Below are 21,635 nucleotides of genomic sequence, written 5' to 3' on the forward strand. Positions count from 1 at the left end.
AGTATACAGGTATTCATAGGAGCACCTTGAATATATTATCACTTTGAAAATCCAAAGTCAACATCCTGTGTAAAAAAGGCCATGGTTTTTTGCTAAAAAACAGAAAAAGGTGCAGCACCGGTTTTTGCCGGTGCTGCCGCCGATTATTCAGCCGGCACTTCTTCTTCCTTTTTCACCAGTTCAGGAACCGTTTTGCGGTAGCGGGTCATGCCCGTCCCTGCAGGAACAAGTTTCCCGATAATGACGTTTTCTTTCAAGCCGAGCAGTTCATCGCGTTTCCCTTTGATCGCCGCATCGGTTAACACGCGGGTCGTTTCCTGGAAGGAGGCTGCCGATAAGAACGAATCGGTTTCCAGGGAAGCTTTTGTAATCCCGAGCAGAACAGGACGGCCTGTTGCAGGGCGGTTGCCTTCCTTGAGCGCCTTTTCATTCGCTTCACCGAACTGATGGATATCAAGCAATGTTCCCGGCAGGACATCCGTATCGCCGGCATCGAGCACCCTTACTTTTCTCAGCATTTGGCGGACCATCACTTCAATATGTTTGTCGCCAATTTCCACCCCTTGCATCCGGTAAACTTTCTGTACTTCACGGAGCAAGTATTCCTGTACGGTTGTGACGTCCGTGACACGCAACAGGTCTTTCGGGTCAATGGAACCTTCCGTCAGTTCCTGCCCGCGCACGACGTGGTCATCTACCGCCACTTTCAAGCGGGAAGTATAAGGGGCTGTATAAGTGCGCGTTTCGACAGCGCCCTGAATGACAATTTCATATTGACGGTCGCGCCCTTCGCTGATGGAAGTGACAACACCTTCCACTTCGGAAATAACAGCCTGGCCTTTCGGGTTCCGAGCTTCAAACAATTCCTGAATACGCGGAAGACCTTGTGTAATGTCATCCCCGGCAACACCGCCTGTATGGAATGTACGCATCGTCAGCTGTGTACCAGGTTCGCCGATCGATTGGGCGGCAATAATCCCGACTGCTTCGCCGACTTCCACTTCTTGGCCGGTGGCAAGGTTGCGGCCGTAGCATTTTTTACATACACCATGGCGGGTGTTGCAAGTGAAGGCCGAACGGATCCAGACTTTTTCATAGCCGGCATCGACAATTTCTTTCGCGATATCTTCAGTAATAAAGCCGTTTTCCTCAATGATGACTTTGCCTGTTTCGGGATGCTTGATCGTTTTTCTTGAATAACGGCCGGTTAACCGTTCTTCAAGCGATTCAATGATTTCATTTCCTTCTTTCAACGCACTGATCAAAAGCCCGCGGTCTGTGCCACAGTCGTCTTCACGAATGATAACATCCTGCGCCACATCAACAAGCCGGCGTGTCAGATAACCCGAGTCTGCCGTCTTAAGGGCTGTATCAGCAAGGCCTTTACGGGCACCGTGTGTCGAAATAAAGTACTCTTGCACAGTTAAGCCTTCACGGAAGCTCGATTTAATCGGCAATTCAATAATCCGGCCGGCCGGGTTGGCCATCAAACCGCGCATACCGGCAAGCTGTGTAAAGTTCGACGCGTTACCCCGGGCCCCCGAGTCACTCATCATAAAAATCGGGTTCCGTTTATCGAGCGATTCCATCAGTTTGCCCTGGATCGTATCTTTAGCCCCGCTCCAGATCGAAATAACACGATCATAGCGTTCGTCTTCTGTAATTAAACCGCGGCGGAACTGTTTCATGACTGTATCGACTTTTTTCTGGGCATCCGAAAGAATTTTTTCTTTCTCGCCTAAAACGACGATATCCGCAACACCAACGGTAATACCAGCTTTGGTCGAATAATGGAAGCCAAGATCTTTTAAGCGGTCAAGCATCTTGGATGTTTCCGTAATCTTGAACCGTTTGAACACCTCGGCAATGATGCTGCCAAGGAAGCCCTTTACAAACGGGCGAATTAACGGCTGTTCTTTAATATGCGCTTTTACGTCAATCGAAGGATCAACAAAGTATTTATCCGGCGTTTTTTCTTCAAGATTTGTTGTCGTCGGTTCATTAATATACGGGAAGCTCTCCGGCAAAATTTCATTGAAGATCACTTTCCCGACTGTGGTAATCAACAGCTTCTTGTTTTGCTCTTCCGTGAACGTCGGATTGTTCAGCGATCCGGCATAAATGGCAATTCTCGTATGGAAATGCACGTAGCCGTTGTAATAAGCCGTGTACACTTCGTTTACATCTTTGAAGACAGATCCTTCACCGACTGCATCTTCACGTTCAAGCGTTAAGTAGTAGTTGCCAAGTACCATGTCCTGGGACGGGGTAACAACCGGTTTCCCGTCTTTCGGGTTCAAAATATTTTGTGCGGCAAGCATCAGCATGCGTGCTTCCGCCTGTGCTTCGGCGGATAACGGAACGTGAACCGCCATTTGGTCGCCGTCAAAGTCCGCGTTGTAAGCCGTACATACGAGCGGATGAAGACGGATCGCACGGCCTTCCACAAGCGTCGGTTCAAACGCCTGGATCCCGAGCCTGTGCAAAGTAGGCGCACGGTTCAACAGGACAGGGTGTTCTTTAATGACTTCTTCAAGGACATCCCAAATTTCAGGCTGCAAACGTTCAATTTTCCGTTTTGCGCTTTTAATATTATGGGCGAGGCCTTTTTCAACCAGTTCTTTCATTACGAACGGCTTGAACAGTTCGATCGCCATTTCGCGTGGCAGGCCGCATTGATACATTTTCAGGTTCGGGCCGACAACAATAACGGAACGGCCGGAATAGTCAACCCGTTTCCCGAGCAGGTTTTGACGGAAACGACCTTGTTTCCCTTTCAGCATATGGGAAAGCGACTTTAACGGGCGGTTCCCCGGGCCGGTTACCGGACGTCCGCGGCGGCCGTTGTCAATCAGAGCGTCAACGGCTTCCTGCAGCATCCGTTTTTCATTTTGGACAATGATGCTTGGTGCGCCAAGATCAAGCAGGCGTTTCAGACGGTTATTCCGGTTGATCACACGGCGGTACAGATCATTTAAGTCGGATGTCGCAAAACGGCCGCCTTCCAGTTGTACCATTGGCCGCAGTTCAGGCGGAATGACCGGGAGAACGTCCAGCACCATCCATTCCGGTTTATTGCCGGAATTACGGAAAGCTTCCAGTACTTCAAGGCGTTTGATGGCGCGTGTACGGCGCTGCCCCTGGGCAACTTTCAGCTCTTCTTTCAGCATTTCGCATTCTTTGTTGACATCTACATCCTGAAGCAACTTTTTAATGGCTTCCGCACCCATGCCCGCCTGGAATTTATTGCCGTATTTTTCACGGTAAGCACGGTATTCTTTTTCGGAAAGAAGCTGTTTCTTTTCCAAAGAAGTGTCGCCTGCTTCCGTGACGACGTAAGATGCGAAGTAAATGACTTCTTCCAAAGCACGTGGGGACATGTCAAGCACAAGGCCCATGCGGCTTGGAATCCCTTTAAAGTACCAAATATGCGAAACAGGGGCGGCAAGTTCAATATGCCCCATTCTTTCCCGGCGCACTTTTGATCTTGTGACTTCCACGCCGCAGCGGTCACAAACCACGCCTTTGTAACGGACGCGTTTATATTTTCCACAATGGCATTCCCAGTCTTTCGTCGGCCCGAAAATCCGTTCACAAAAAAGCCCGTCTTTTTCAGGTTTTAACGTCCGATAGTTGATTGTTTCCGGTTTTTTGACTTCACCGTACGACCAGGATCGGATTTTATCCGGTGAAGCAAGACCGATTTTCATGTACTCAAAATTATTTACATCCAGCAAGGGGCCAGCCTCCCTTTCGTCTTTAGGTTCATACCTTAAAACACACGCAGAAGAAACAGAAACAGAAGCCGGATTGTACGAAGGCATACAATCCGGGCAAAAGCCTCTGTTTGTTCCAAGCAACATAAACGATTAGTCTTTGGATGCCCCGATTCCTTCCGGTTCTTCTTTTGTCTCAGGCGCAATATTCAGCGTATCGGCCTGATTCAGGTCATCGTCGTCTTCGAGATCGCGCATTTCAATTTCCTCGTCGTCGCCGGAAAGAATCTTCACGTCAAGTCCCAAACTTTGAAGTTCTTTAATCAGCACTTTGAACGATTCCGGGACACCCGGTTCAGGGACGTTTTCCCCTTTGACGATCGCTTCATAAGTTTTCACACGTCCGACAACATCGTCCGATTTAACGGTCAGGATTTCCTGGAGCGTATAGGCTGCGCCATAGGCTTCAAGCGCCCATACTTCCATTTCGCCAAATCGTTGACCGCCGAACTGCGCTTTACCGCCGAGCGGCTGCTGGGTGACAAGCGAGTAAGGGCCTGTTGAGCGGGCATGCAGTTTATCATCAACCATGTGGGCGAGCTTGATCATATACATAATCCCGACAGACACACGGTTGTCGAAAGGTTCACCGGTGCGGCCGTCATAAAGAACCGTTTTTGCATCACGTGCCATGCCGGCTTCTTCAATCGTTTCCCATACATCTTCTTCGCGCGCGCCGTCGAATACAGGCGTCGCCACGTGGAGGCCAAGTTTTTTGGCCGCCATGCCAAGGTGAAGTTCAAGCACCTGGCCGATATTCATCCGGGAAGGTACGCCGAGCGGGTTCAACATGATCTGGACAGGTGTGCCATCCGGGAGGAAAGGCATATCTTCTTCCGGAAGAATCCGGGAGATAACCCCTTTGTTCCCGTGGCGCCCAGCCATTTTGTCGCCCTGGTGGATTTTCCGTTTCTGTACAATATAGACGCGGACAAGCTGGTTCACGCCAGGCGGGAGTTCATCCCCCGCTTCACGTGTAAACACTTTGACGTCGAGCACGATGCCGCCGCCGCCGTGCGGAACGCGAAGCGATGTATCCCTGACTTCGCGCGCTTTTTCACCGAAAATCGCGTGGAGCAGCCGTTCTTCCGCTGTCAGTTCCGTAACGCCTTTCGGGGTGACTTTTCCGACAAGCAAATCGCCGTCTTTTACTTCGGCACCGATCCGGACAATCCCGCGTTCGTCAAGGTTTTTCAAAGCATCTTCCCCGACGTTCGGGATGTCACGGGTCATTTCTTCCGGTCCGAGTTTTGTATCACGGGCTTCAGATTCGTATTCTTCAATATGGATAGAAGTATACACATCTTCTTTTACAAGTTTTTCGCTCATGATGATGGCATCTTCGTAGTTATAGCCTTCCCATGTCATAAAAGCAACGAGTACGTTCTGGCCAAGGGCAAGTTCGCCGTGGTCCATTGACTGGCCATCCGCTAAAATTTCGCCTTTTACCACACGGTCGCCTTTTTTCACAATCGGGCGCTGGTTAATGCACATGCCATTGTTGGAACGTTTGAATTTTTGCAGGCGGTATTTGTCAAGGTCGCCTTTTACTTCCTGGCCGTCGACATCGATGACGCGGCGCACCCAGATTTCCCTGGCTTCCACATGTTCGACAATACCGTCATATTTGCAGATAAGTGCTGCGCCGGAGTCCTTCGCATTGACATATTCCATCCCGGTGCCGACAATCGGCGCTTGCGGGTTCATAAGCGGAACAGCCTGGCGCTGCATGTTTGCACCCATCAGCGCACGGTTCGAGTCGTCGTTTTCAAGGAACGGAATACATGCCGTTGCAGCCGATACAACCTGCTTCGGCGAAACGTCCATATAATCAACGCGGTCTGTTTTTACAACAATGTTTTCACCGCGGAAACGCGCATATACTTCATCGTCAACGAAAAAGCCGTTTTCATCCAGCTGTGCGTTCGCCTGTGCGACGACGTAATTGTCTTCTTCATCAGCCGTTAAATAATCAATATGCTCCGTAACACGCCCTGTATCCGGATCAACCCTGCGGTAAGGCGTTTCGATAAAACCGAAACGGTTTACTTTTGCATAAGTTGATAAAGAGTTGATCAACCCGATGTTCGGGCCTTCAGGCGTTTCAATCGGGCACATGCGGCCGTAGTGGGAATAGTGCACGTCACGCACTTCCATCCCGGCGCGCTCACGGGTCAAACCGCCCGGGCCGAGCGCCGACAACCGGCGTTTATGGGTCAGTTCCGCAAGCGGGTTTGTCTGGTCCATAAACTGGGACAGCTGTGAACTGCCGAAAAACTCCTTAATGGCCGCAATGACCGGACGAATATTGATCAGCTGCTGCGGCGTAATGGTGTTAATGTCCTGGATCGACATTCTTTCACGGACAACGCGTTCCATCCGGGAAAGGCCGATGCGGAACTGGTTTTGCAGCAATTCGCCGACAGACCGTAAACGGCGATTGCCGAGGTGGTCGATATCATCCGTATTGCCGACGCCATGCAGCAAATTAAAGAAGTAGCTGATGGAAGCCACAATATCCGCAGGTGTAATATGTTTAATGCTTTCATCAACATAAGCATTTCCGATTACATTGATGACTTTTTCGTTATCGTCAATCGGGGCATAAATTTTGATGGACTGCAATGTGATATCATCATCAACAACGCCGCCAGCCTGGCTGTACGTTTCAAACTTCAGGCCTTTTTCGAGAAAAGGCACAATTTTATCAAGCGTACGCCGGTCTAAAACGGTTCCTTCCTCCGCGATGATTTCGCCGGTTTCAGGGTCTGCGATCGATTCAGCCAGCCGTTGCCCGAACAGGCGGAATTTCAGGTGAAGCTTTTTATTCATTTTGTAACGCCCGACATTGGCCAGATCATAGCGTTTCGGGTCAAAGAAACGCGAAATCAGCAGGCTTTTTGCATTTTCAACGGTCGGGGGTTCGCCCGGACGGAGGCGTTCATATATTTCAAGAAGCGCTTTTTCCGTGCTTTCGGTATTATCTTTTTCAAGCGTATTTCTTAAGTACTCATTATCGCCGATCAGATCAATAATTTCCTGGTCGGAGCCGAAGCCGAGCGCCCTGAGGAGAACGGTAATCGGCAGTTTTCTTGTGCGGTCGATGCGGACATAAGCCACATCTTTCGCATCTGTTTCATATTCAAGCCAGGCGCCGCGGTTCGGAATTACCGTTGCGGTGTAGCCGTATTTCCCGTTTTTGTCCATTTTGCTGTTAAAATAAACACTAGGGGAACGGACAAGCTGGGATACAATAACACGTTCCGCGCCATTAATGATGAAAGTCCCCGTTTCGGTCATTAACGGGAAATCGCCCATGAATACGTCCTGGTCTTTTACTTCACCGGTTTCCTTATTGACAAGGCGCACCTTTACACGAAGCGGAGCAGCGTACGTTACGTCGCGCTCTTTGCATTCGTCGATGGAATATTTCGGTTCGCCGAGGCTGTAGTCAATAAACTCCAGCGACAGGTTTCCGGCAAAATCCTCGATCGGAGAGATGTCCTGGAACATTTCACGCAAACCTTCGTCAAGGAACCATTGGTAAGATGCGGTTTGGATTTCGATAAGGTTTGGCAGCTCTAAAATTTCTTTGATGCGCGCGTAACTTCTGCGCTGGCGGTGCCGTCCATACTGAACTAGTTGATGTGACAACTGATTCACCCCTCAAATCAAGCGTTTTGTTTGCATCTTTCGTCAAACAACAATAAAGCTAAGGCAAAAAGAAAAAGGGTTTTTTATGAAAAAACCACATATCGCATGACGAGCTTATGATTTTATAAGTATTTTCCAATTCATCCAAAATATATACTTGACAAATATAGCTTAAATTGCATAAAGAACCTTAATCTATTGGCATTTTATGATTTTAACATATATGAAATCGGGAGTCAAATTTTTTTGGCTTTAAAAACAAAATATCCTTTTTCTTTTCCAACACAATCCACTTCATCAAATATGCTTTCTAATTTTTTCCTGGCAGAAGGGGCGCCCTGCTTTTTCCGGATGACCACCCAAAGTTCCCCGTTTTTTGCGAGATATTGGTAACTTTCTTCAAAAATCCGGTGCACAATCTGCTTTCCGGCGCGGATCGGGGGATTTGTGGCAATCAAGGCAAACGGGCCGCTTTTCACATTTTCAAAAAGATTGCTTTCGTATATGGAAACATTTGAAATATGGTTCCGGGCAGCATTTTTCTTTGCCAGCTCGACCGCTCTTGTATTAATATCCGCCATATGCACATGGCGGTCGGGAAAAGATTTTGCAAGCGCGAGGCCGATCGGTCCGTAACCGCAACCCATATCAAGGACCGGCCCTTCCGTTTCAGGCATGGCCACAAGATCGAGCAAAACGCGGGAGCCGAAGTCGACTTCTTTTTTTGAAAAAACCCCTTGGTCTGTTTGAAAATGAAAGGTATGGCCTCTCAATGTAAAGGTGAAATCTATCGGTTGATGCTTTGCTTCAGGGTTTTGCGAGTAGTAATGTTCAGCCATGAAAAGTCCCACTCTTTCTTGGAGGATTCAGGAAGAAGAGATGTTGAAAAAAGCCCGCCAAATGCGGGCTTTTACTTTAAAAAGGGTCTTACTTCACTTCTACGCCGGCTCCAACTTCTTCAAGTTTCGCTTTAAGTTCTTCGGCTTCTTCTTTCGATACGCCTTCTTTAAGCGGTTTTGGAGCATTATCAACGAGTTCTTTTGCTTCTTTAAGGCCAAGGCCTGTGATTTCGCGGACAACTTTGATGACTTTGATTTTTTGTGCGCCTACTTCAGTCAGCACAACATCAAATTCCGTTTTTTCTGCAGCAGCTTCTCCGCCTGCAGCGCCGCCAGCAACAGCAACCGGTGCAGCAGCGGTTACGCCAAATTCTTCTTCAATGGCTTTCACAAGATCGTTCAATTCAAGCACTGTCATTTCTTTGACAGCAGAGATGATTTCTTCTTTCGTCATTTTCATATCCTCCTACAAGATATTTTTCAAAGTATATTCCGTAAAACTTATGCGCTTTGTTCTTCTTTTTGATCTGCGACTGCTTTTGCAGCAAGAGCAAAGTTGCGGATCGGCGCCTGCAGTACGCTGAGAAGCATGGAAAGCAGGCCTTCGCGTGAAGGAAGCGTTGCGAGTGCTTTGATTTCATCAACGGTTGCAACATTGCCTTCAATGACACCCGCTTTGATTTCCAAAGCTTCGTGGTCTTTTGCAAAATCATTCAGGATTCTCGCAGGTGCAACCACGTCTTCCGTACTGAATGCGATCGCATTCGGGCCGGTCATCACGCTGTTTAATCCATCCAACCCGGCTGCTTCTACAGCACGGCGCGTCATCGTGTTTTTGTACACTTTGAATTCAACGCCTGCTTCGCGCAGCTGTTTACGCAGTTCAGTTACTTCAGCCACGTTTAAGCCGCGGTAATCGACAACCACAACAGCTGTACTTGATTTGAATTTATCGGTGATTTCTTCCACCAGTTGTTTCTTTTGTTCAATTACACTGCCCATCTTGACACCTCCTACAGATATTCTTGATGAACATTTATACCAAAACAAAACCTCCATATCCCGAGACATGGAGGTTTCATGCATGCGGAGGGCCTAAGGCACCCCCGGATTTATACGCATTACCTCGGCAGGAAATTAAGCCCTCCGGCACCTGCTGTCTACGGTACAAATGTTTACTTTTTAAAACCGTTCTTAATTATAGCAGCCCGCAGGCAGCATGTCAAATCATTATTTTGCTGCCACAAAAGAAGACGGGTCTACTTTGATGCCAGGCCCCATGGTCGATGTGACAGAAACATTCTTCATGTAAGTGCCTTTTGCAGCTGACGGTTTTGCTTTCATCAATGTGTCAAACAAGGTTGACAGGTTTTCAACCAACTTTTCCGGTTCAAAAGAGGCTTTCCCGATCGGGGCATGGACATTGCCCGCTTTGTCAACACGATATTCGACTTTACCGGCTTTAATGTCCTGGACCGCTTTTGTCACATCAAATGTTACCGTGCCGGTTTTCGGGTTCGGCATTAATCCTCTAGGCCCAAGGATGCGCCCGAGTTTACCAACTTCGCCCATCATATCCGGCGTTGCCACGATGACATCAAAATCAAACCAGCCCTGCTGGATTTTGTTGACGTAGTCTGTATCGCCGACATAATCCGCACCGGCTGCTTCCGCTTCTTTTGCTTTTTCGCCTTTTGCAAAAACAAGCACGCGCTGGGTTTTCCCTGTTCCGTTTGGAAGCACGACAGCACCGCGGATTTGCTGGTCCGCTTTTTTCGGGTCAACGCCGAGGCGGAATGCAGCTTCAACTGTTGCATCAAATTTTGTAAAACTTGTTTTTTTCACCAGTTCAATGGCTTCCTGAACCGGGTAAGCTTTGGAACGGTCAACGAGTTTCAAAGCGTCAACATATTTTTTTCCTTTTTTCGCCATTTGTATTTCCTCCTCGAATGTGGTTTTAACGGAATAACCTCCCACGAAAAAGGTTGCGAGCCAGTATCGCATCGCAACCCCGTTGGACATAACCAGTACTGCATGGATCAGTCTTCGATCGTAATCCCCATGCTGCGCGCCGTGCCTTCCACCATGCGCATTGCCGCTTCAACACTTGCCGCATTTAAGTCAGGCATTTTTGTTTCTGCGATTTCACGCACTTTGTCACGCTTCACAGTTGCCACTTTTGTACGGTTCGGCTCGCCGGAACCGGATTCAATGCCGGCTGCTTTTTTCAGCAGAACTGCAGCTGGCGGGGTTTTTGTGATGAATGTAAATGAACGGTCTTCAAATACCGTGATTTCAACAGGTATAATCAAGCCTGCCTGATCTGCAGTACGAGCGTTGAATTCTTTACAAAATCCCATAATATTGACGCCGGCCTGGCCCAGTGCAGGACCAACAGGCGGTGCAGGATTTGCTTTACCGGCAGGAATCTGCAATTTAACAATTTTTACTACTTTTTTAGCCACGAGACACACCTCCTTAAGTCCGTGATGTGGTAACAGGGGCTGAGCCCTCCCACTCATCTGTTTGATTGAACCCCCCACGGCTGAAGCCGCGAGCTTCCTGCAGACACCGAAACATGCTCCGCTGTCTACGCAGGCTATCCCCGCAAGTTCCTGCGGTTAGCCGGACAATTGGCGTGCCGAAAAGGCAAGCCATATCCGAAGCCAATTCATCTCATGACCGTGTCACGAGTGTATCATAAGAATCATGTGATTGCATTGTGTCTGTTCATGCGGGTGCCCGGTCAGGCGGGCCATCCGCAAAGAACATACTGACTTATAACATATTAACATCTCAGCATATGGATTTCAAGTTTTATCCCGTTATATTTTATCAATTTGTTCAAAAACAAGCTCTACCGGCGTATCCCGCCCGAACATATTGACCATGACTTTTGCCCTGCCTTTGTCGCGGTCCATTTCCACAATCTTGCCGGCAAAATTCGCAAACGGCCCTTCTTTTACCGTCACCGTCTCGCCGATTTCAAAGTTCACATCGGCCCGTTTTTCTTCCATGCCCATCCGTTTCAAGATGGTATTAATTTCTTCTGGCAAGAGCGGCGTCGGCTTGGAACCGCCTCCCGACGACCCAACAAAACCGGTGACGCCCGGCGTGTTCCGGACGACATACCAGGAATCATCCGTCATCACCATTTCCACCAGGACATAGCCCGGGAAAACTTTTCGTTTCACCACTTTTTTCTTCTCATTTTTCACTTCAAGTTCTTCTTCTTCCGGTACCACTACCCGGAAAATTTTATCCTGCATCCCCATTGATTCCACGCGCTTTTCCAAATTGGTTTTGACTTTATTTTCATAGCCTGAATACGTATGGACAACATACCAGTTTTTTTCCATCTAATAGGACTTGATGTCCGTCCCTCCCTGTTGGTCTTTTGATTTTTTGGGCAAATGAAAAAACCCGCTAACCGGGTTTGAGTCGTTGCTTATGATACTCCCATTATACCATGTTTTATCATTGGATATTCAAGTGTAAAATGATCATTTTACAATGAGTTTTCAGCCCACCGGATCACTGCGGAAATGCCGAGATCGATGACAATAAAGAACAATGTCAGGAAAGCAACCGTTACAAGGACTGTAATCGTGTATTTGACCAGCTCTTTGCGCCCCGGCCAGCTGACTTTTCGCATTTCGGAAGCTACATTACGAAAAAATTTTGTGATGGACATGTATTTAAGACCTCCAAGTAAGCTCATGTTCGTTGTTATTTTGTGCCGCGGTGGATGGTGTGTTCGTTGCAGTGCTTGCAAAACTTCTTTAATTCCATTCTTTCAGCCTTTCCGTTGCCCGTTGTGGTCGTGTAATTGCGCGAACCGCAAACCGAACAGGCAAGTACCATTTTTTTCTGCATCTCATCACCAGCTGTCTTATGGTCTTACGGCGTTAACGGAACCTGCCGCTGTAAAGAACCTCTCCCGGAAAACCGGGAGAGTCTTTTGGGCGCCGCCGGTTCCGTACCGGTATCGTATCAAAACATAAAATCCTACAAATCAACATAACACGGCAGAAAGCTTGTGTCAATCAGTAGCAGAAGAAGGGATGTGCCGGGTTTTTCCCGAAAGCATTGAATACCAGGCATTGAAAGATAGCTTTTTGTACGCCTTAATGCCGCACTTGCATCCGGGAAAAACGGCCTGGCGGAAATACGGCTTACAACACCTTTTCAGTAAGTCAGCTCCCTCCTTTCCAACAGGCGCTCCAGCTTCTTTTTGACGCGTTGTAAAGCGTTATCAATTGATTTTACATGGCGGTTCAATTCTTCTGAAATTTCCTGGTAGGACTGCCCGTCCAGGTAAAGGGCGAGCACTTTTCTTTCCAGATCGCTTAACAGCTCGGATATTTTTACTTCTATATGGACATATTTTTCGCGGATTAAAATCAATTCTTCAGGATTGGAAATTTTCGCGCCGGTGATGACATCCATCAACGTACGGTCGGATTCTTCATCATAAATTGGCTTGTCCAGGGAAATGTAAGAATTAAGCGGTATGTGCTTTTGGCGGGTGGCAGTCTTAATTGCGGTAATCATTTGCCGGTTGATGCATAATTCAGCAAAAGCCCTGAAAGACGTGAGCTTGTCCTCTCTGTAGTCGCGTATGGCCTTATACAGCCCGATCATGCCTTCCTGGATAATATCCTCGCGGTCGGCCCCGATGATAAAGTAAGAACGCGCTTTTGCCCTGACAAAGTTTCTGTATTTTTGGATCAAGTAATCCAGCGCTTCGCTTTCGCCGTTGTGTATCCGTTCAACCAACTCTTCGTCCTGCATCGTGCCATATCTTTCTTCATATGCTGCCTCAATGTTCAGGTTCACCTATATCCCCCCATGAGCATTCGATAAAAGCTATTATACAGTACAGAATTTTCAATCGTCAACCGCTCATCTTTTCCCCCTGCGTAATTTTTCGAAAATTTCCATGACCTCCTGGCTTAACGGTATTCTTGTTGCCGGCTTTTCCTCTTGAATTGATTTTACATTTCTTTTAATCTTTTGTTCAATCACTTCCACTTTGGTCAACAGTTCGCGTGCTGAAATTCTTAAAGCGCCCTGGCCGAATATTTGCCACTGCTCAGTAAAATCGGATGTGGCCACATAAATCTGCGTGCGGATGTTGTTCAGTTTAATGGCCATTTTTTCAATCCGTTCATCTGCTGTTTCATTTTCTTTTGTAAAAATGACTTCCACTTTGTGATAGCGGTACTTTTTTTCCAGGCCTTTCACCCCGTAAGCATCAAAAACGACGATGACTTTGTCATCCGTATAGCCCTGGTATTCCGCCATGATCTCAACAAGCCGGTCTCTGGCGGCGCCAAGGTCTTTTTGTTTCAATTTTTGCAGTTCCGGCCAGGCGCCAATGATGTTATAGCCGTCCACCAGCAAAATATTCATTTTATTCACCAAGCGGATGGCGCTTCCTGTAAACCTCATACATGAGCAGGCCGGCAGCAACGGACGCGTTGAGCGAAGTCACATGCCCTGCCATCGGAAGGCGGATCAGAAAGTCGCATGCTTCTTTTACGATCCTGCTCATCCCCTTCCCTTCACTGCCGATGACAAGACATAGCGGCAGATCGGCATCCATTTGCCGGTAATCGGTCGTCCCGGAAGCATCGGTTCCCGCAATCCACAGCCCTTGCTGCTTTAAGCCGGCAATCGTTTGCGAAAGGTTTGTTACCCGCGCCACCGGGATATGTTCAATCGCGCCGGTTGAAGCTTTCGCCACCGTTGCTGTTAATGCGACCGAGCGCCTTTTCGGGATAATGACGCCGTGTGCGCCGACCGCATCAGCCGTCCGTAAAATCGAGCCGAGATTATGCGGATCCTCCAATTCATCGAGGATCAGGATAAACGGGTGTTCATTCCGCTCTTTGGCAAGTTTGAACATATCGCCTGTTTCTGCATACCGGTAAGCGGCAACGAGCGCCAGTACACCCTGATGCGCCCCGTCAGCCACCTGGTCAATCTTTTTTTTCGGGACAAATTGGACGGTCACTTTTCTTTCCCTTGCAAGCTCCATCACCTGCTTCATGGCGCCTTTTTGTGAACCTTCCGCAACCCAGATTTTGTTGATTTCCCGGCCCGCTCTTAACGCTTCCAGCACCGGGTTTTTGCCAGCAATGTATTCCTGGTCCATCAGCGCGCCCCTCCTTTCTGGTCTTCGACAATGCCTATTGCTTTTTCAATCAGCGCCTCCATCCGCTCCCGGCTGCCGGATAAATAGTGATAGCCGATCAGCGCTTCAAATGCAGTGCTGTGCCGGTATGTCTGGACATCCGTATTTTTCGGAACCGTGCCCGATTTTGCATTTCTGCCACGCCGGACAACAGCGGTTTCTTCTTCCGTTAAAAGATCTTCGTTCATCATCTGTTTTAAAACTTGAGCCTGCGCCTTCGCGGAAACAAAGCGGATCGCTTCCCGGTGAAGGCGGTTCGGCTTCGTTTTTCCCTGCAAAAGGACATGGTGCCGGATATATTCTTCATATACCGCATCTCCCATATAAGCAAGCGCGAGGCTGTTCAGTTGTTTCGGATCAAGGGTGACCGTCATAAGCGTCTCCATCTCACCCCTTGAGGCGTATCTTCAAGAATGATATTCATGCTTTTCAACTTGTCACGGATTTCGTCAGCCAGTTGGAAATTGCGTGCCTTTCTTGCTTCATTCCGTTTTTCAATCAGCGCTTCAATTTCTTCGTCCAAAAGCACTTCTTCCTCGAGCTTCAGGCCGAGAACGCCGGAAATCGTTTCAAACTCTTTCATAAATGCCCGGAGAACAGTTTCTGTCGTATTTTTTCCCCGCAAGTAATAATTGGCCTGCTTCGACAGTTCGAACAAAACAGAAATACCGTTTGCCGTATTGAAATCATCATCCATTGCCTCGATAAACTGGCGATGGAGCGAACGGACCTGTTCCAGCCATTTTTCATCATCTTCTGCCAGATTTGCACTGGATTCAAGCCGGTGCTTTACATTTTGGTACGACGTTTTGATCCGTTCAAGCCCTGCCTTCGCATTGGCAAGCAGTTCCTCGCTGTAGTTGATCGGATGGCGGTAATGCACCGACAGCATGAAAAAGCGCAAAACTTGTGGATCGTGCCGCTCGATGATGTCATGGACAAGCACAATGTTTCCGAGCGACTTCGACATTTTCTCGTTATCAATATTGATATAGCCGTTATGCATCCAGTAACGAGCAAACGGTTTGCCTGTCAAAGCTTCTGACTGGGCAATTTCATTTTCGTGGTGCGGAAAAGTCAGGTCCTGCCCGCCCGCGTGGATGTCGATCGTATCGCCAAGATATTTCTTCGCCATGGCCGAGCATTCAATATGCCATCCCGGCCGGCCTTTCCCCCACGGACTGTCCCACGAAATTTCCCCCTCTTTTGCCGCTTTCCAAAGGGCAAAATCAAGGGCGTCTTCTTTCTTTTCCCCTACTTCAATTCTCGCACCTGATTTCAATTCGTCAATCGATTGATGAGACAATTTACCGTAGTCCGGAAAACTTCTCGTATGGTAGTAAACATCACCGCCTGATTCATAGGCATGGCCTTTTTCAATTAATTTTTCAATAAACGCGATAATCGCATCCATATTTTCCGTCACGCGCGGATGGGCGTCTGCATGGCAGCAACCGAGCGCATCAATATCTTCAAAATAAGACTTGATAAACCGTTCGCTTAAAGCCGGCACTTCTTCTCCGCGTTCTTTTGCGGCTTTAATGAGTTTATCGTCCACATCGGTGAAATTCGACACATAGTTTACATCATAACCCCGAAATGCCAAATATCGTCTGACCGTGTCAAATACGATCGCCGGCCGCGCATTTCCAATATGGATATAATTATAGACAGTCGGGCCGCATACATACATTTTCACTTTCCCCTCTTCAAGCGGGATAAACGGCTCCTTCTTTCTTGTTAACGTATTATATATCTGAATGCTCATACATTCTTGCCCCTTCCTTTCTCAGTTGTTCCAATTCCGACCGCAAAGCCTCGATTTCCTGCTGCATGCTGTTCAGGCGGTCTGCAACAGGGTCAGGCAGCTCATTATGTTTTAAATCTTTTTTAATTTTGACGCCGTCCTGGACGACGACCCTGCCAGGAATGCCGACCACTGTCGAATTGGGGGGGACATCCTTTAATACGACAGAACCTGCCCCTATTTTTGCATTTTCCCCAATCGTAATCGAACCTAAAACTTTCGCCCCGCTTGCGATTAACGCATTGTCTTTAATTGTCGGATGGCGCTTGCCCTTTTCCTTCCCGGTGCCGCCGAGCGTAACGCCCTGGTAAACCGTCACGTTATCGCCGATTTCGCACGTTTCCCCGATCACAACCCCCATGCCGTGGTCGATGAAAAACCGCCTGCCGATTTGTGCACCGGGGTGGATTTCAATTCCGGTAAAGAAGCGGCTGAGCTGCGAAATCACCCGGGCGATAAAAAACATTTTCTTTTTATAAAAAAAGTGCGCAATCCGGTGTGCCCAGATGGCATGAAGACCGGAGTAAGTCAAGATCACTTCAAAATACGTCCGTGCTGCCGGATCCTGATCAAAAACCACTTCAATGTCTTCCTTCAACCGCTTAAACATGTGCTACTCCCCTTTCGCTTGTTTTTTTCCCATTCCCCGTCCGTTTATAAAATTTCTTCCGCTTTGCATTTCCATCAGCCGGATGTGTCATCGGACCTGCAATTTAAAAAAGAAGCGCCTCTGCAACGGACAGAGACGCTTCTTGATCGCGCGGTTCCACTCTGTTTGGCGGCAGGCCTTGCCCGCTGCCCAACTTTCCCTGTTAACGGGCGGCCCCCGCTGCATCCTACTGGCAAACGCGTTCAGATACAGGCTCGAAGGTGCATTTCAGAAAAGGAGGGGCTTAAACCACTTTCAGCCGGCGATGGTTCTCTCTTTGAAGCGTCCTCTTCCTACTTCTCCTTCTCAACGCTTTTTCATACATCTATTTTAACCATATCATATCCTATTTTCGAAAAAATGTTAACCCGTGATTCTTTCAAGGCGTTTCTTTACTTTTTCCCTGCCGAGCAGTTCGATCAGGCTTTGCAGTTCCGGGCCGTGTGTCTGGCCGCTAACGGCAACACGGATCGGCATAAACAGCTTTTTCCCCTTTTGTCCGGTTGCTTTTTGCACTGCTTTGATCGCTTTTTTGATTTCGCCTGCTTCAAATGGTTCGATTCTGTCCAGTTCTTCAAGGAATGCACGGAGCACTTCCGGAACGTGCTCTCCCGACAAAATCGCCTTTGCTTCGTCGTCATATGTGATTTCATCCGTAAAGAAGAGCGGTTTCGACAATTCGACAATTTCCGCGCCGTAGCTCATTTGTTCCTGATAGAGAGAGATGAGTTTGCGCACCCATTGTTCTTCTTCAGGTGTCCGGTTTTCCGGAACGAGCCCTGCTTTTACAAGATGCGGCAACGCAAGCTCCACAACTTTATCCAAATCGAGCTTTTTCATATACTGGTTGTTCATCCATGCCAATTTTTGGCGGTCAAACAAAGCAGGCGATTTCGACAGCCGTTCCGGGTCAAAAATCTGGATAAATTCTTCCCGCGAAAAAATTTCTTCCTCGCCCTTCGGTGACCAGCCGAGCATGGCAATAAAATTAAACAACGCTTCCGGCAAATAACCGAGTTCCGCGTACTGCTCAATAAACTGAATGATGCTTCCGTCGCGTTTGCTCAGTTTTTTCCGGTGCTCATTGACAATCAGCGTCATGTGGCCGAATACCGGCGGTTCAAAACCGAATGCTTCATAAATCATCAGCTGTTTCGGCGTGTTGGAAATATGGTCGTCCCCCCGGAGCACGTGGGAAATTTTCATTAAATGATCATCGATCGCAACCGCAAAATTATAAGTCGGCATCCCGTCTTTTTTAACGATGACAAAGTCGCCGATTCCGTCCGATTCAAAAGATACTTCGCCTTTTACGATATCGTTGAACGTATACACTTTGCCTTCCGGAACATGGAAACGGAGGCTCGGTTTCCGGCCTTCCGCTTCAAGCCGCTTCCTGTCTTCTTCTGTCAGATGGCGGCATTTCCCGGAATAACGCGGCATTTCCCCGCGTGCAAGCTGGGCTTCACGTTCGGCTTCCAGTTCTTCTTCCGTACAATAGCATTTATAAGCCAGCCCGCGGTCAAGCAGATCTTCATAATATTTTTTATAAATATCGAGGCGTTCCGACTGGCGGTAAGGCCCGTATTCGCCGCCGACATCAATGCTTTCGTCCCAGTCGATGCCGAGCCATTTCAAATATTTCAGCTGGCTTTCCACGCCGCCTTCCACATTCCGCTTCTGGTCGGTATCTTCAATCCGGATAATGAACTTTCCACCTTTGCTGCGCGCAAATAAATAATTGAATAATGCGGTACGGGCATTCCCGATATGCAAAAAACCGGTCGGGCTCGGAGCGTACCGTACTCTGATTTCGTTTGCCATGTCGATTCTCCTTTAAATTGTCGCTTTTTGTCTTATTTTATTGTATCACCGTCTGAAAAAGCCGTAAACCGGTGGCTCGTTCCGGCCCGGCGGATGAAAGATGTTTTACGTGATGTTAATCACACACCTTGCAGGCAAAATCTCTGCTGTTATGCTTGTTCCAGCAGCATTACGGGACCTAAACCGCCTGGCTTGTCCCGATCGCGCCCACTCTTTTGCAGCTATACCCCAACTATACTTGTTCCAGCGAAAAACGGGTTCCCGTAAACAGCCGCCCGGCTCCGTTACACCATTTTCGACGAAACATCTGCTGCCATACACCGGTTAAAAGGTTCTTGCAGGCAGTACGCGCCCTAAACTGCCCGGCTTGTTCCAGCACCCTTGCAGCCACGCCGGTTAAGCCTGCTCCAGCAGTACCGCCGCCTGCGCCGCAATGCCCTCTTCGCGCCCGGCAAAGCCGAGTTTTTCCGTCGTGGTCGCCTTGACATTGACCTGCCCGATCTCCGCTTCCAAAATGCGCGCGATCGTTTCCCGCATTTTCCCGATATAGGGCGCCATTTTCGGCTTTTGGGCAATAATCGTGCAATCAAGATTGCCGAGCTTGTATCCTTTTTGTTTCACAAGCTGAAAAACATGCGCCAAAAGCGCCGCAGAATCCGCATCTTTAAATGCCGCATCTGTATCCGGAAAATGCCGGCCGATATCCCCTTCCCCAATGGCCCCGAGACAGGCATCCGCTACGGCATGAAGCAACACATCCGCGTCGGAGTGGCCGAGCAAACCTTTTTCATATGGAATTTCAACTCCCCCAATCATCAAGGGACGTCCCTCCCCGAACCGGTGCACGTCAAAGCCTTGTCCGATCCTGAACATCTTCATCCTCCCCCCTGCTTTTTTAAAATCGCTTCTGCGAAATAAAGATCTTCCGGTGTCGTAATTTTAATATTATCATAACTTCCCGGCACAATATGTACAGGATGGCCGATCCGTTCGACCAGTGAGGCTTCATCCGTTCCGAGAAAGCCGTCCCGTTCCGCCGCTTCATGCGCTTTTTTCAAGACAGACGTGCGAAAAGCTTGTGGCGTTTGGATCTGCCACAAGCTGCTCCGCTCAATCGTCTCGGTTACAATCTGGTCTTTTGCTCTTTTGATCGTGTCTTTTACCGGAACAGCCGCTATCGCCGCCCCTTTTTCCCCGGCCATTGCCGCCAGCGCTGCAATGGATCCGGCGCTGATAAACGGCCTTGCACCGTCATGCACAAGAATGACACTGCAGCTTCCGGCAAGTTCCAGCCCGTTCCGTACGCTATATTGCCGTTCAGAACCGCCGCGGGCAAATACTATTTTTTCCGAGCGGGGCAAAATACGCTTCATCTCTTCCCTATCATGCGGCTGCACGGGAAGTATCAACTTTTTGCAGGACGGATCGGCCAAAAAAACTTCTGCTGTAACCGCAATGACCGGGCGCTTGTTCAGTTCAAGAAATAATTTGTTGAACCCTGCGCCCATCCGCTTCCCCGATCCGGCTGCCGGTATAATCACCTCATAATCTGTCAAATCCAATCTCCCCCGGCATCCTGTATGAACTTCCCGCGTCCGGCGCCGCGGGTGTTCCAGGCTGCATTATAACGCTTTTTCAAGCAGTTTCGGCTTGGCAAAAATCATCCGGCCCGCCGAAGTCTGCAGGACGCTTGTCACGAGCACATCAATGCGTTTGCCAATGTAATTTTTGCCTTCTTCGACAACAATCATCGTGCCGTCATCCAAATAGGCAATCCCCTGGTGATGCTCTTTCCCGTCTTTAATGAGTTGCACATTGAGCTCTTCGCCGGGGAGCACAACCGGTTTTACGGCGTTGGCAAGGTCATTGATATTGAGCACCTTGACTTTCTGGAATTCACATACTTTATTTAAATTATAATCATTCGTCACGACAATCCCGTTCATCAATTTTGCCAGTTTAATGAGCTTGCTGTCAACTTCCTGGATATCTTCAAAATCGCCTTCATACATTTGCACTTCGATCGGCAGTTCATTCTGTATCCGGTTCAAGATATCAAGCCCACGCCGGCCCCGGTTTCTTTTCAAAGCATCCGAAGAATCGGCAATATGCTGCAATTCTTCAAGCACAAAGAGCGGAATCACAATCGGCCCGTCAAGAAAACCGGTCTGGCAAATATCCGCAATCCGTCCGTCGATGACAACGCTTGTATCAAGAATCTTCACCTGTTTTCCAGGCTGCGGATGCCCTTCTTGCTCTGTCCCGCCTTTCCGTCTATGCTGCCGGTTGAAAAACAAATTGAAAATTTCCTCTCTTTTCTTAAAACCGACCTGAAATCCGATATAACCGAGCAATACTGTAAGTGTAATCGACACAATTGTATTGACAATCGGAATTCCCCGCACCGGAATGCTTGCCAGATAAGCAATAATCAGGCCGAGCACAAGGCCAAAGGTGCCGGAAAAAATTTCCGTCATCGGGACTTTTACCAGTGAATCCTCAAACCAATCGACAAAATCAACGATATAATGAATGGACCAGAAAGTAATAAGATAAAAGATAATAGCCCCCAACAGCGCTGAAACATACGGGTTGTTGATTAACACATAATCCACTTTCACAAGCTTGTAAAAATCAGGCAGCAGGAAAACACCGAGCGTGCCGCCAATCAGTACCAAACAAATTTGTATAAGCCGTCTTAACAACATGTTCACCTCCTTTATACATTATAAACAAAAAATATGGTTTAAAACGTTTGCCTTCGTATTTTTCCCTACCGAGCCAGTTAATCGCCGCGGTTTTCTCCGGGCATTTTCAGGCTTCATGCACATCCCCTGCTTTCTTTTAAAATTTGTATCCTGCCAGCCGCTGTCTTTTCTGTCTTTAC

At 48.3% G+C, this 21,635-nt stretch carries 20 protein-coding genes and 2 other annotated features; all 20 genes read right to left on the reverse strand.

The genetic code is table 11. The features are described 5' to 3' along the window. Positions 1-143 precede the first annotated feature (143 nt). The 20 genes from rpoC to P9687_RS06825 all read right to left on the reverse strand — a co-directional run bounded on the left by rpoC (position 144) and on the right by P9687_RS06825 (position 21,456). Positions 144-3,737: a DNA-directed RNA polymerase subunit beta' gene (gene rpoC / locus P9687_RS06730; RefSeq protein WP_035182958.1), complete on the reverse strand. Its 3,594-nt coding sequence runs from the start codon at positions 3,735-3,737 to the stop codon at positions 144-146. A 132-nt stretch (positions 3,738-3,869) separates the two neighbouring features. Then, on the reverse strand, positions 3,870-7,430 hold the full coding sequence (gene rpoB / locus P9687_RS06735) for a DNA-directed RNA polymerase subunit beta (RefSeq protein WP_061565126.1): 3,561 nt from the start codon (positions 7,428-7,430) through the stop codon (positions 3,870-3,872). A gap of 236 nt (positions 7,431-7,666) precedes the next feature. Next, positions 7,667-8,269, reverse strand: a complete 603-nt coding sequence (locus tag P9687_RS06740; protein ID WP_035189281.1) for a class I SAM-dependent methyltransferase — start codon at positions 8,267-8,269, stop codon at positions 7,667-7,669. A gap of 88 nt (positions 8,270-8,357) precedes the next feature. Then, the gene (gene rplL / locus P9687_RS06745; protein ID WP_014096509.1) at positions 8,358-8,723 is read right to left on the reverse strand and encodes a 50S ribosomal protein L7/L12; all 366 of its coding nucleotides are present in this window, start codon (positions 8,721-8,723) and stop codon (positions 8,358-8,360) included. A 47-nt stretch (positions 8,724-8,770) separates the two neighbouring features. Further along, on the reverse strand, positions 8,771-9,271 hold the full coding sequence (gene rplJ / locus P9687_RS06750) for a 50S ribosomal protein L10 (protein ID WP_014096510.1): 501 nt from the start codon (positions 9,269-9,271) through the stop codon (positions 8,771-8,773). A gap of 35 nt (positions 9,272-9,306) precedes the next feature. Beyond that, positions 9,307-9,453, reverse strand: a sequence feature (ribosomal protein L10 leader region). A 46-nt stretch (positions 9,454-9,499) separates the two neighbouring features. Further along, positions 9,500-10,201: a 50S ribosomal protein L1 gene (gene rplA, locus P9687_RS06755; RefSeq protein WP_061565124.1), complete on the reverse strand. Its 702-nt coding sequence runs from the start codon at positions 10,199-10,201 to the stop codon at positions 9,500-9,502. A gap of 107 nt (positions 10,202-10,308) precedes the next feature. Further along, complete coding sequence (rplK, locus tag P9687_RS06760; RefSeq protein ID WP_014096513.1) at positions 10,309-10,734, reverse strand: 50S ribosomal protein L11; 426 nt, start codon at positions 10,732-10,734, stop codon at positions 10,309-10,311. A 360-nt stretch (positions 10,735-11,094) separates the two neighbouring features. After that, on the reverse strand, positions 11,095-11,628 hold the full coding sequence (gene nusG, locus P9687_RS06765; protein WP_061565123.1) for a transcription termination/antitermination protein NusG: 534 nt from the start codon (positions 11,626-11,628) through the stop codon (positions 11,095-11,097). A gap of 149 nt (positions 11,629-11,777) precedes the next feature. Then, a complete protein-coding gene (gene secE, locus P9687_RS06770) occupies positions 11,778-11,963 on the reverse strand; it encodes a preprotein translocase subunit SecE (protein WP_017551230.1) in 186 nt (61 codons plus the stop codon). A 35-nt stretch (positions 11,964-11,998) separates the two neighbouring features. After that, on the reverse strand, positions 11,999-12,145 hold the full coding sequence (rpmG, locus tag P9687_RS06775; RefSeq protein WP_017551231.1) for a 50S ribosomal protein L33: 147 nt from the start codon (positions 12,143-12,145) through the stop codon (positions 11,999-12,001). A gap of 312 nt (positions 12,146-12,457) precedes the next feature. Continuing rightward, positions 12,458-13,108 carry an RNA polymerase sporulation sigma factor SigH gene (gene sigH, locus P9687_RS06780; RefSeq protein WP_035189280.1) on the reverse strand — a complete coding sequence of 217 codons (651 nt, stop codon included), beginning with the start codon at positions 13,106-13,108 and terminating at the stop codon, positions 12,458-12,460. Positions 13,109-13,174: 66 nt separating this feature from the next. Further along, a complete protein-coding gene (locus tag P9687_RS06785; RefSeq protein WP_026104597.1) occupies positions 13,175-13,684 on the reverse strand; it encodes an NYN domain-containing protein in 510 nt (169 codons plus the stop codon). Between the two features lies 1 nt (position 13,685). After that, on the reverse strand, positions 13,686-14,429 hold the full coding sequence (gene rlmB / locus P9687_RS06790) for a 23S rRNA (guanosine(2251)-2'-O)-methyltransferase RlmB (protein WP_035182964.1): 744 nt from the start codon (positions 14,427-14,429) through the stop codon (positions 13,686-13,688). Next, complete coding sequence (locus tag P9687_RS06795; RefSeq protein ID WP_026684124.1) at positions 14,429-14,842, reverse strand: Mini-ribonuclease 3; 414 nt, start codon at positions 14,840-14,842, stop codon at positions 14,429-14,431. Before P9687_RS06795 ends, rlmB begins: the two co-directional genes overlap by 1 nt. Further along, on the reverse strand, positions 14,839-16,236 hold the full coding sequence (gene cysS / locus P9687_RS06800) for a cysteine--tRNA ligase (protein ID WP_061565122.1): 1,398 nt from the start codon (positions 16,234-16,236) through the stop codon (positions 14,839-14,841). Before cysS ends, P9687_RS06795 begins: the two co-directional genes overlap by 4 nt. Next, positions 16,217-16,885 (reverse strand): serine O-acetyltransferase, encoded by a 669-nt coding sequence (gene cysE / locus P9687_RS06805; RefSeq protein WP_014096521.1) that lies wholly within the window; start codon positions 16,883-16,885, stop codon positions 16,217-16,219. Before cysE ends, cysS begins: the two co-directional genes overlap by 20 nt. Positions 16,886-17,013: 128 nt before the next feature. Beyond that, positions 17,014-17,243 (reverse strand) — a binding site (T-box leader). Positions 17,244-17,287: 44 nt separating this feature from the next. Beyond that, positions 17,288-18,748 (reverse strand): glutamate--tRNA ligase, encoded by a 1,461-nt coding sequence (gene gltX / locus P9687_RS06810; RefSeq protein WP_061565121.1) that lies wholly within the window; start codon positions 18,746-18,748, stop codon positions 17,288-17,290. A gap of 396 nt (positions 18,749-19,144) precedes the next feature. After that, the gene (ispF, locus tag P9687_RS06815; protein ID WP_014096523.1) at positions 19,145-19,621 is read right to left on the reverse strand and encodes a 2-C-methyl-D-erythritol 2,4-cyclodiphosphate synthase; all 477 of its coding nucleotides are present in this window, start codon (positions 19,619-19,621) and stop codon (positions 19,145-19,147) included. Positions 19,622-19,623: 2 nt separating this feature from the next. Then, positions 19,624-20,304, reverse strand: a complete 681-nt coding sequence (ispD, locus tag P9687_RS06820) for a 2-C-methyl-D-erythritol 4-phosphate cytidylyltransferase (RefSeq protein WP_014096524.1) — start codon at positions 20,302-20,304, stop codon at positions 19,624-19,626. A 66-nt stretch (positions 20,305-20,370) separates the two neighbouring features. Further along, positions 20,371-21,456 (reverse strand): PIN/TRAM domain-containing protein, encoded by a 1,086-nt coding sequence (locus P9687_RS06825; protein WP_014096525.1) that lies wholly within the window; start codon positions 21,454-21,456, stop codon positions 20,371-20,373. Positions 21,457-21,635 lie beyond the last annotated feature (179 nt).

The organism is Weizmannia sp. CD-2023 (assembly GCF_036225245.1).
Taxonomy (GTDB): Bacteria; Bacillota; Bacilli; order Bacillales; family Bacillaceae_C; genus Weizmannia; species Weizmannia faecalis.

Coding starts and splice junctions, on each gene's coding strand:
- secE (WP_017551230.1), bottom strand. CDS start 11,963: ATGTCCATCACAAAATTTTTTCGTAATGTAGCTTCCGAAATGCGAAAA.
- cysE (WP_014096521.1), bottom strand. CDS start 16,885: ATGTTTAAGCGGTTGAAGGAAGACATTGAAGTGGTTTTTGATCAGGAT.
- cysS (WP_061565122.1), bottom strand. CDS start 16,236: ATGAGCATTCAGATATATAATACGTTAACAAGAAAGAAGGAGCCGTTT.
- rplL (WP_014096509.1), bottom strand. CDS start 8,723: ATGACGAAAGAAGAAATCATCTCTGCTGTCAAAGAAATGACAGTGCTT.
- P9687_RS06795 (WP_026684124.1), bottom strand. CDS start 14,842: ATGACGGTCACCCTTGATCCGAAACAACTGAACAGCCTCGCGCTTGCT.
- ispF (WP_014096523.1), bottom strand. CDS start 19,621: ATGTTCAGGATCGGACAAGGCTTTGACGTGCACCGGTTCGGGGAGGGA.
- rlmB (WP_035182964.1), bottom strand. CDS start 14,429: ATGGACCAGGAATACATTGCTGGCAAAAACCCGGTGCTGGAAGCGTTA.
- nusG (WP_061565123.1), bottom strand. CDS start 11,628: ATGGAAAAAAACTGGTATGTTGTCCATACGTATTCAGGCTATGAAAAT.
- gltX (WP_061565121.1), bottom strand. CDS start 18,748: ATGGCAAACGAAATCAGAGTACGGTACGCTCCGAGCCCGACCGGTTTT.
- P9687_RS06740 (WP_035189281.1), bottom strand. CDS start 8,269: ATGGCTGAACATTACTACTCGCAAAACCCTGAAGCAAAGCATCAACCG.
- rplJ (WP_014096510.1), bottom strand. CDS start 9,271: ATGGGCAGTGTAATTGAACAAAAGAAACAACTGGTGGAAGAAATCACC.
- rplA (WP_061565124.1), bottom strand. CDS start 10,201: ATGGCGAAAAAAGGAAAAAAATATGTTGACGCTTTGAAACTCGTTGAC.
- rpmG (WP_017551231.1), bottom strand. CDS start 12,145: ATGCAGAAAAAAATGGTACTTGCCTGTTCGGTTTGCGGTTCGCGCAAT.
- P9687_RS06825 (WP_014096525.1), bottom strand. CDS start 21,456: ATGTTGTTAAGACGGCTTATACAAATTTGTTTGGTACTGATTGGCGGC.
- P9687_RS06785 (WP_026104597.1), bottom strand. CDS start 13,684: ATGAATATTTTGCTGGTGGACGGCTATAACATCATTGGCGCCTGGCCG.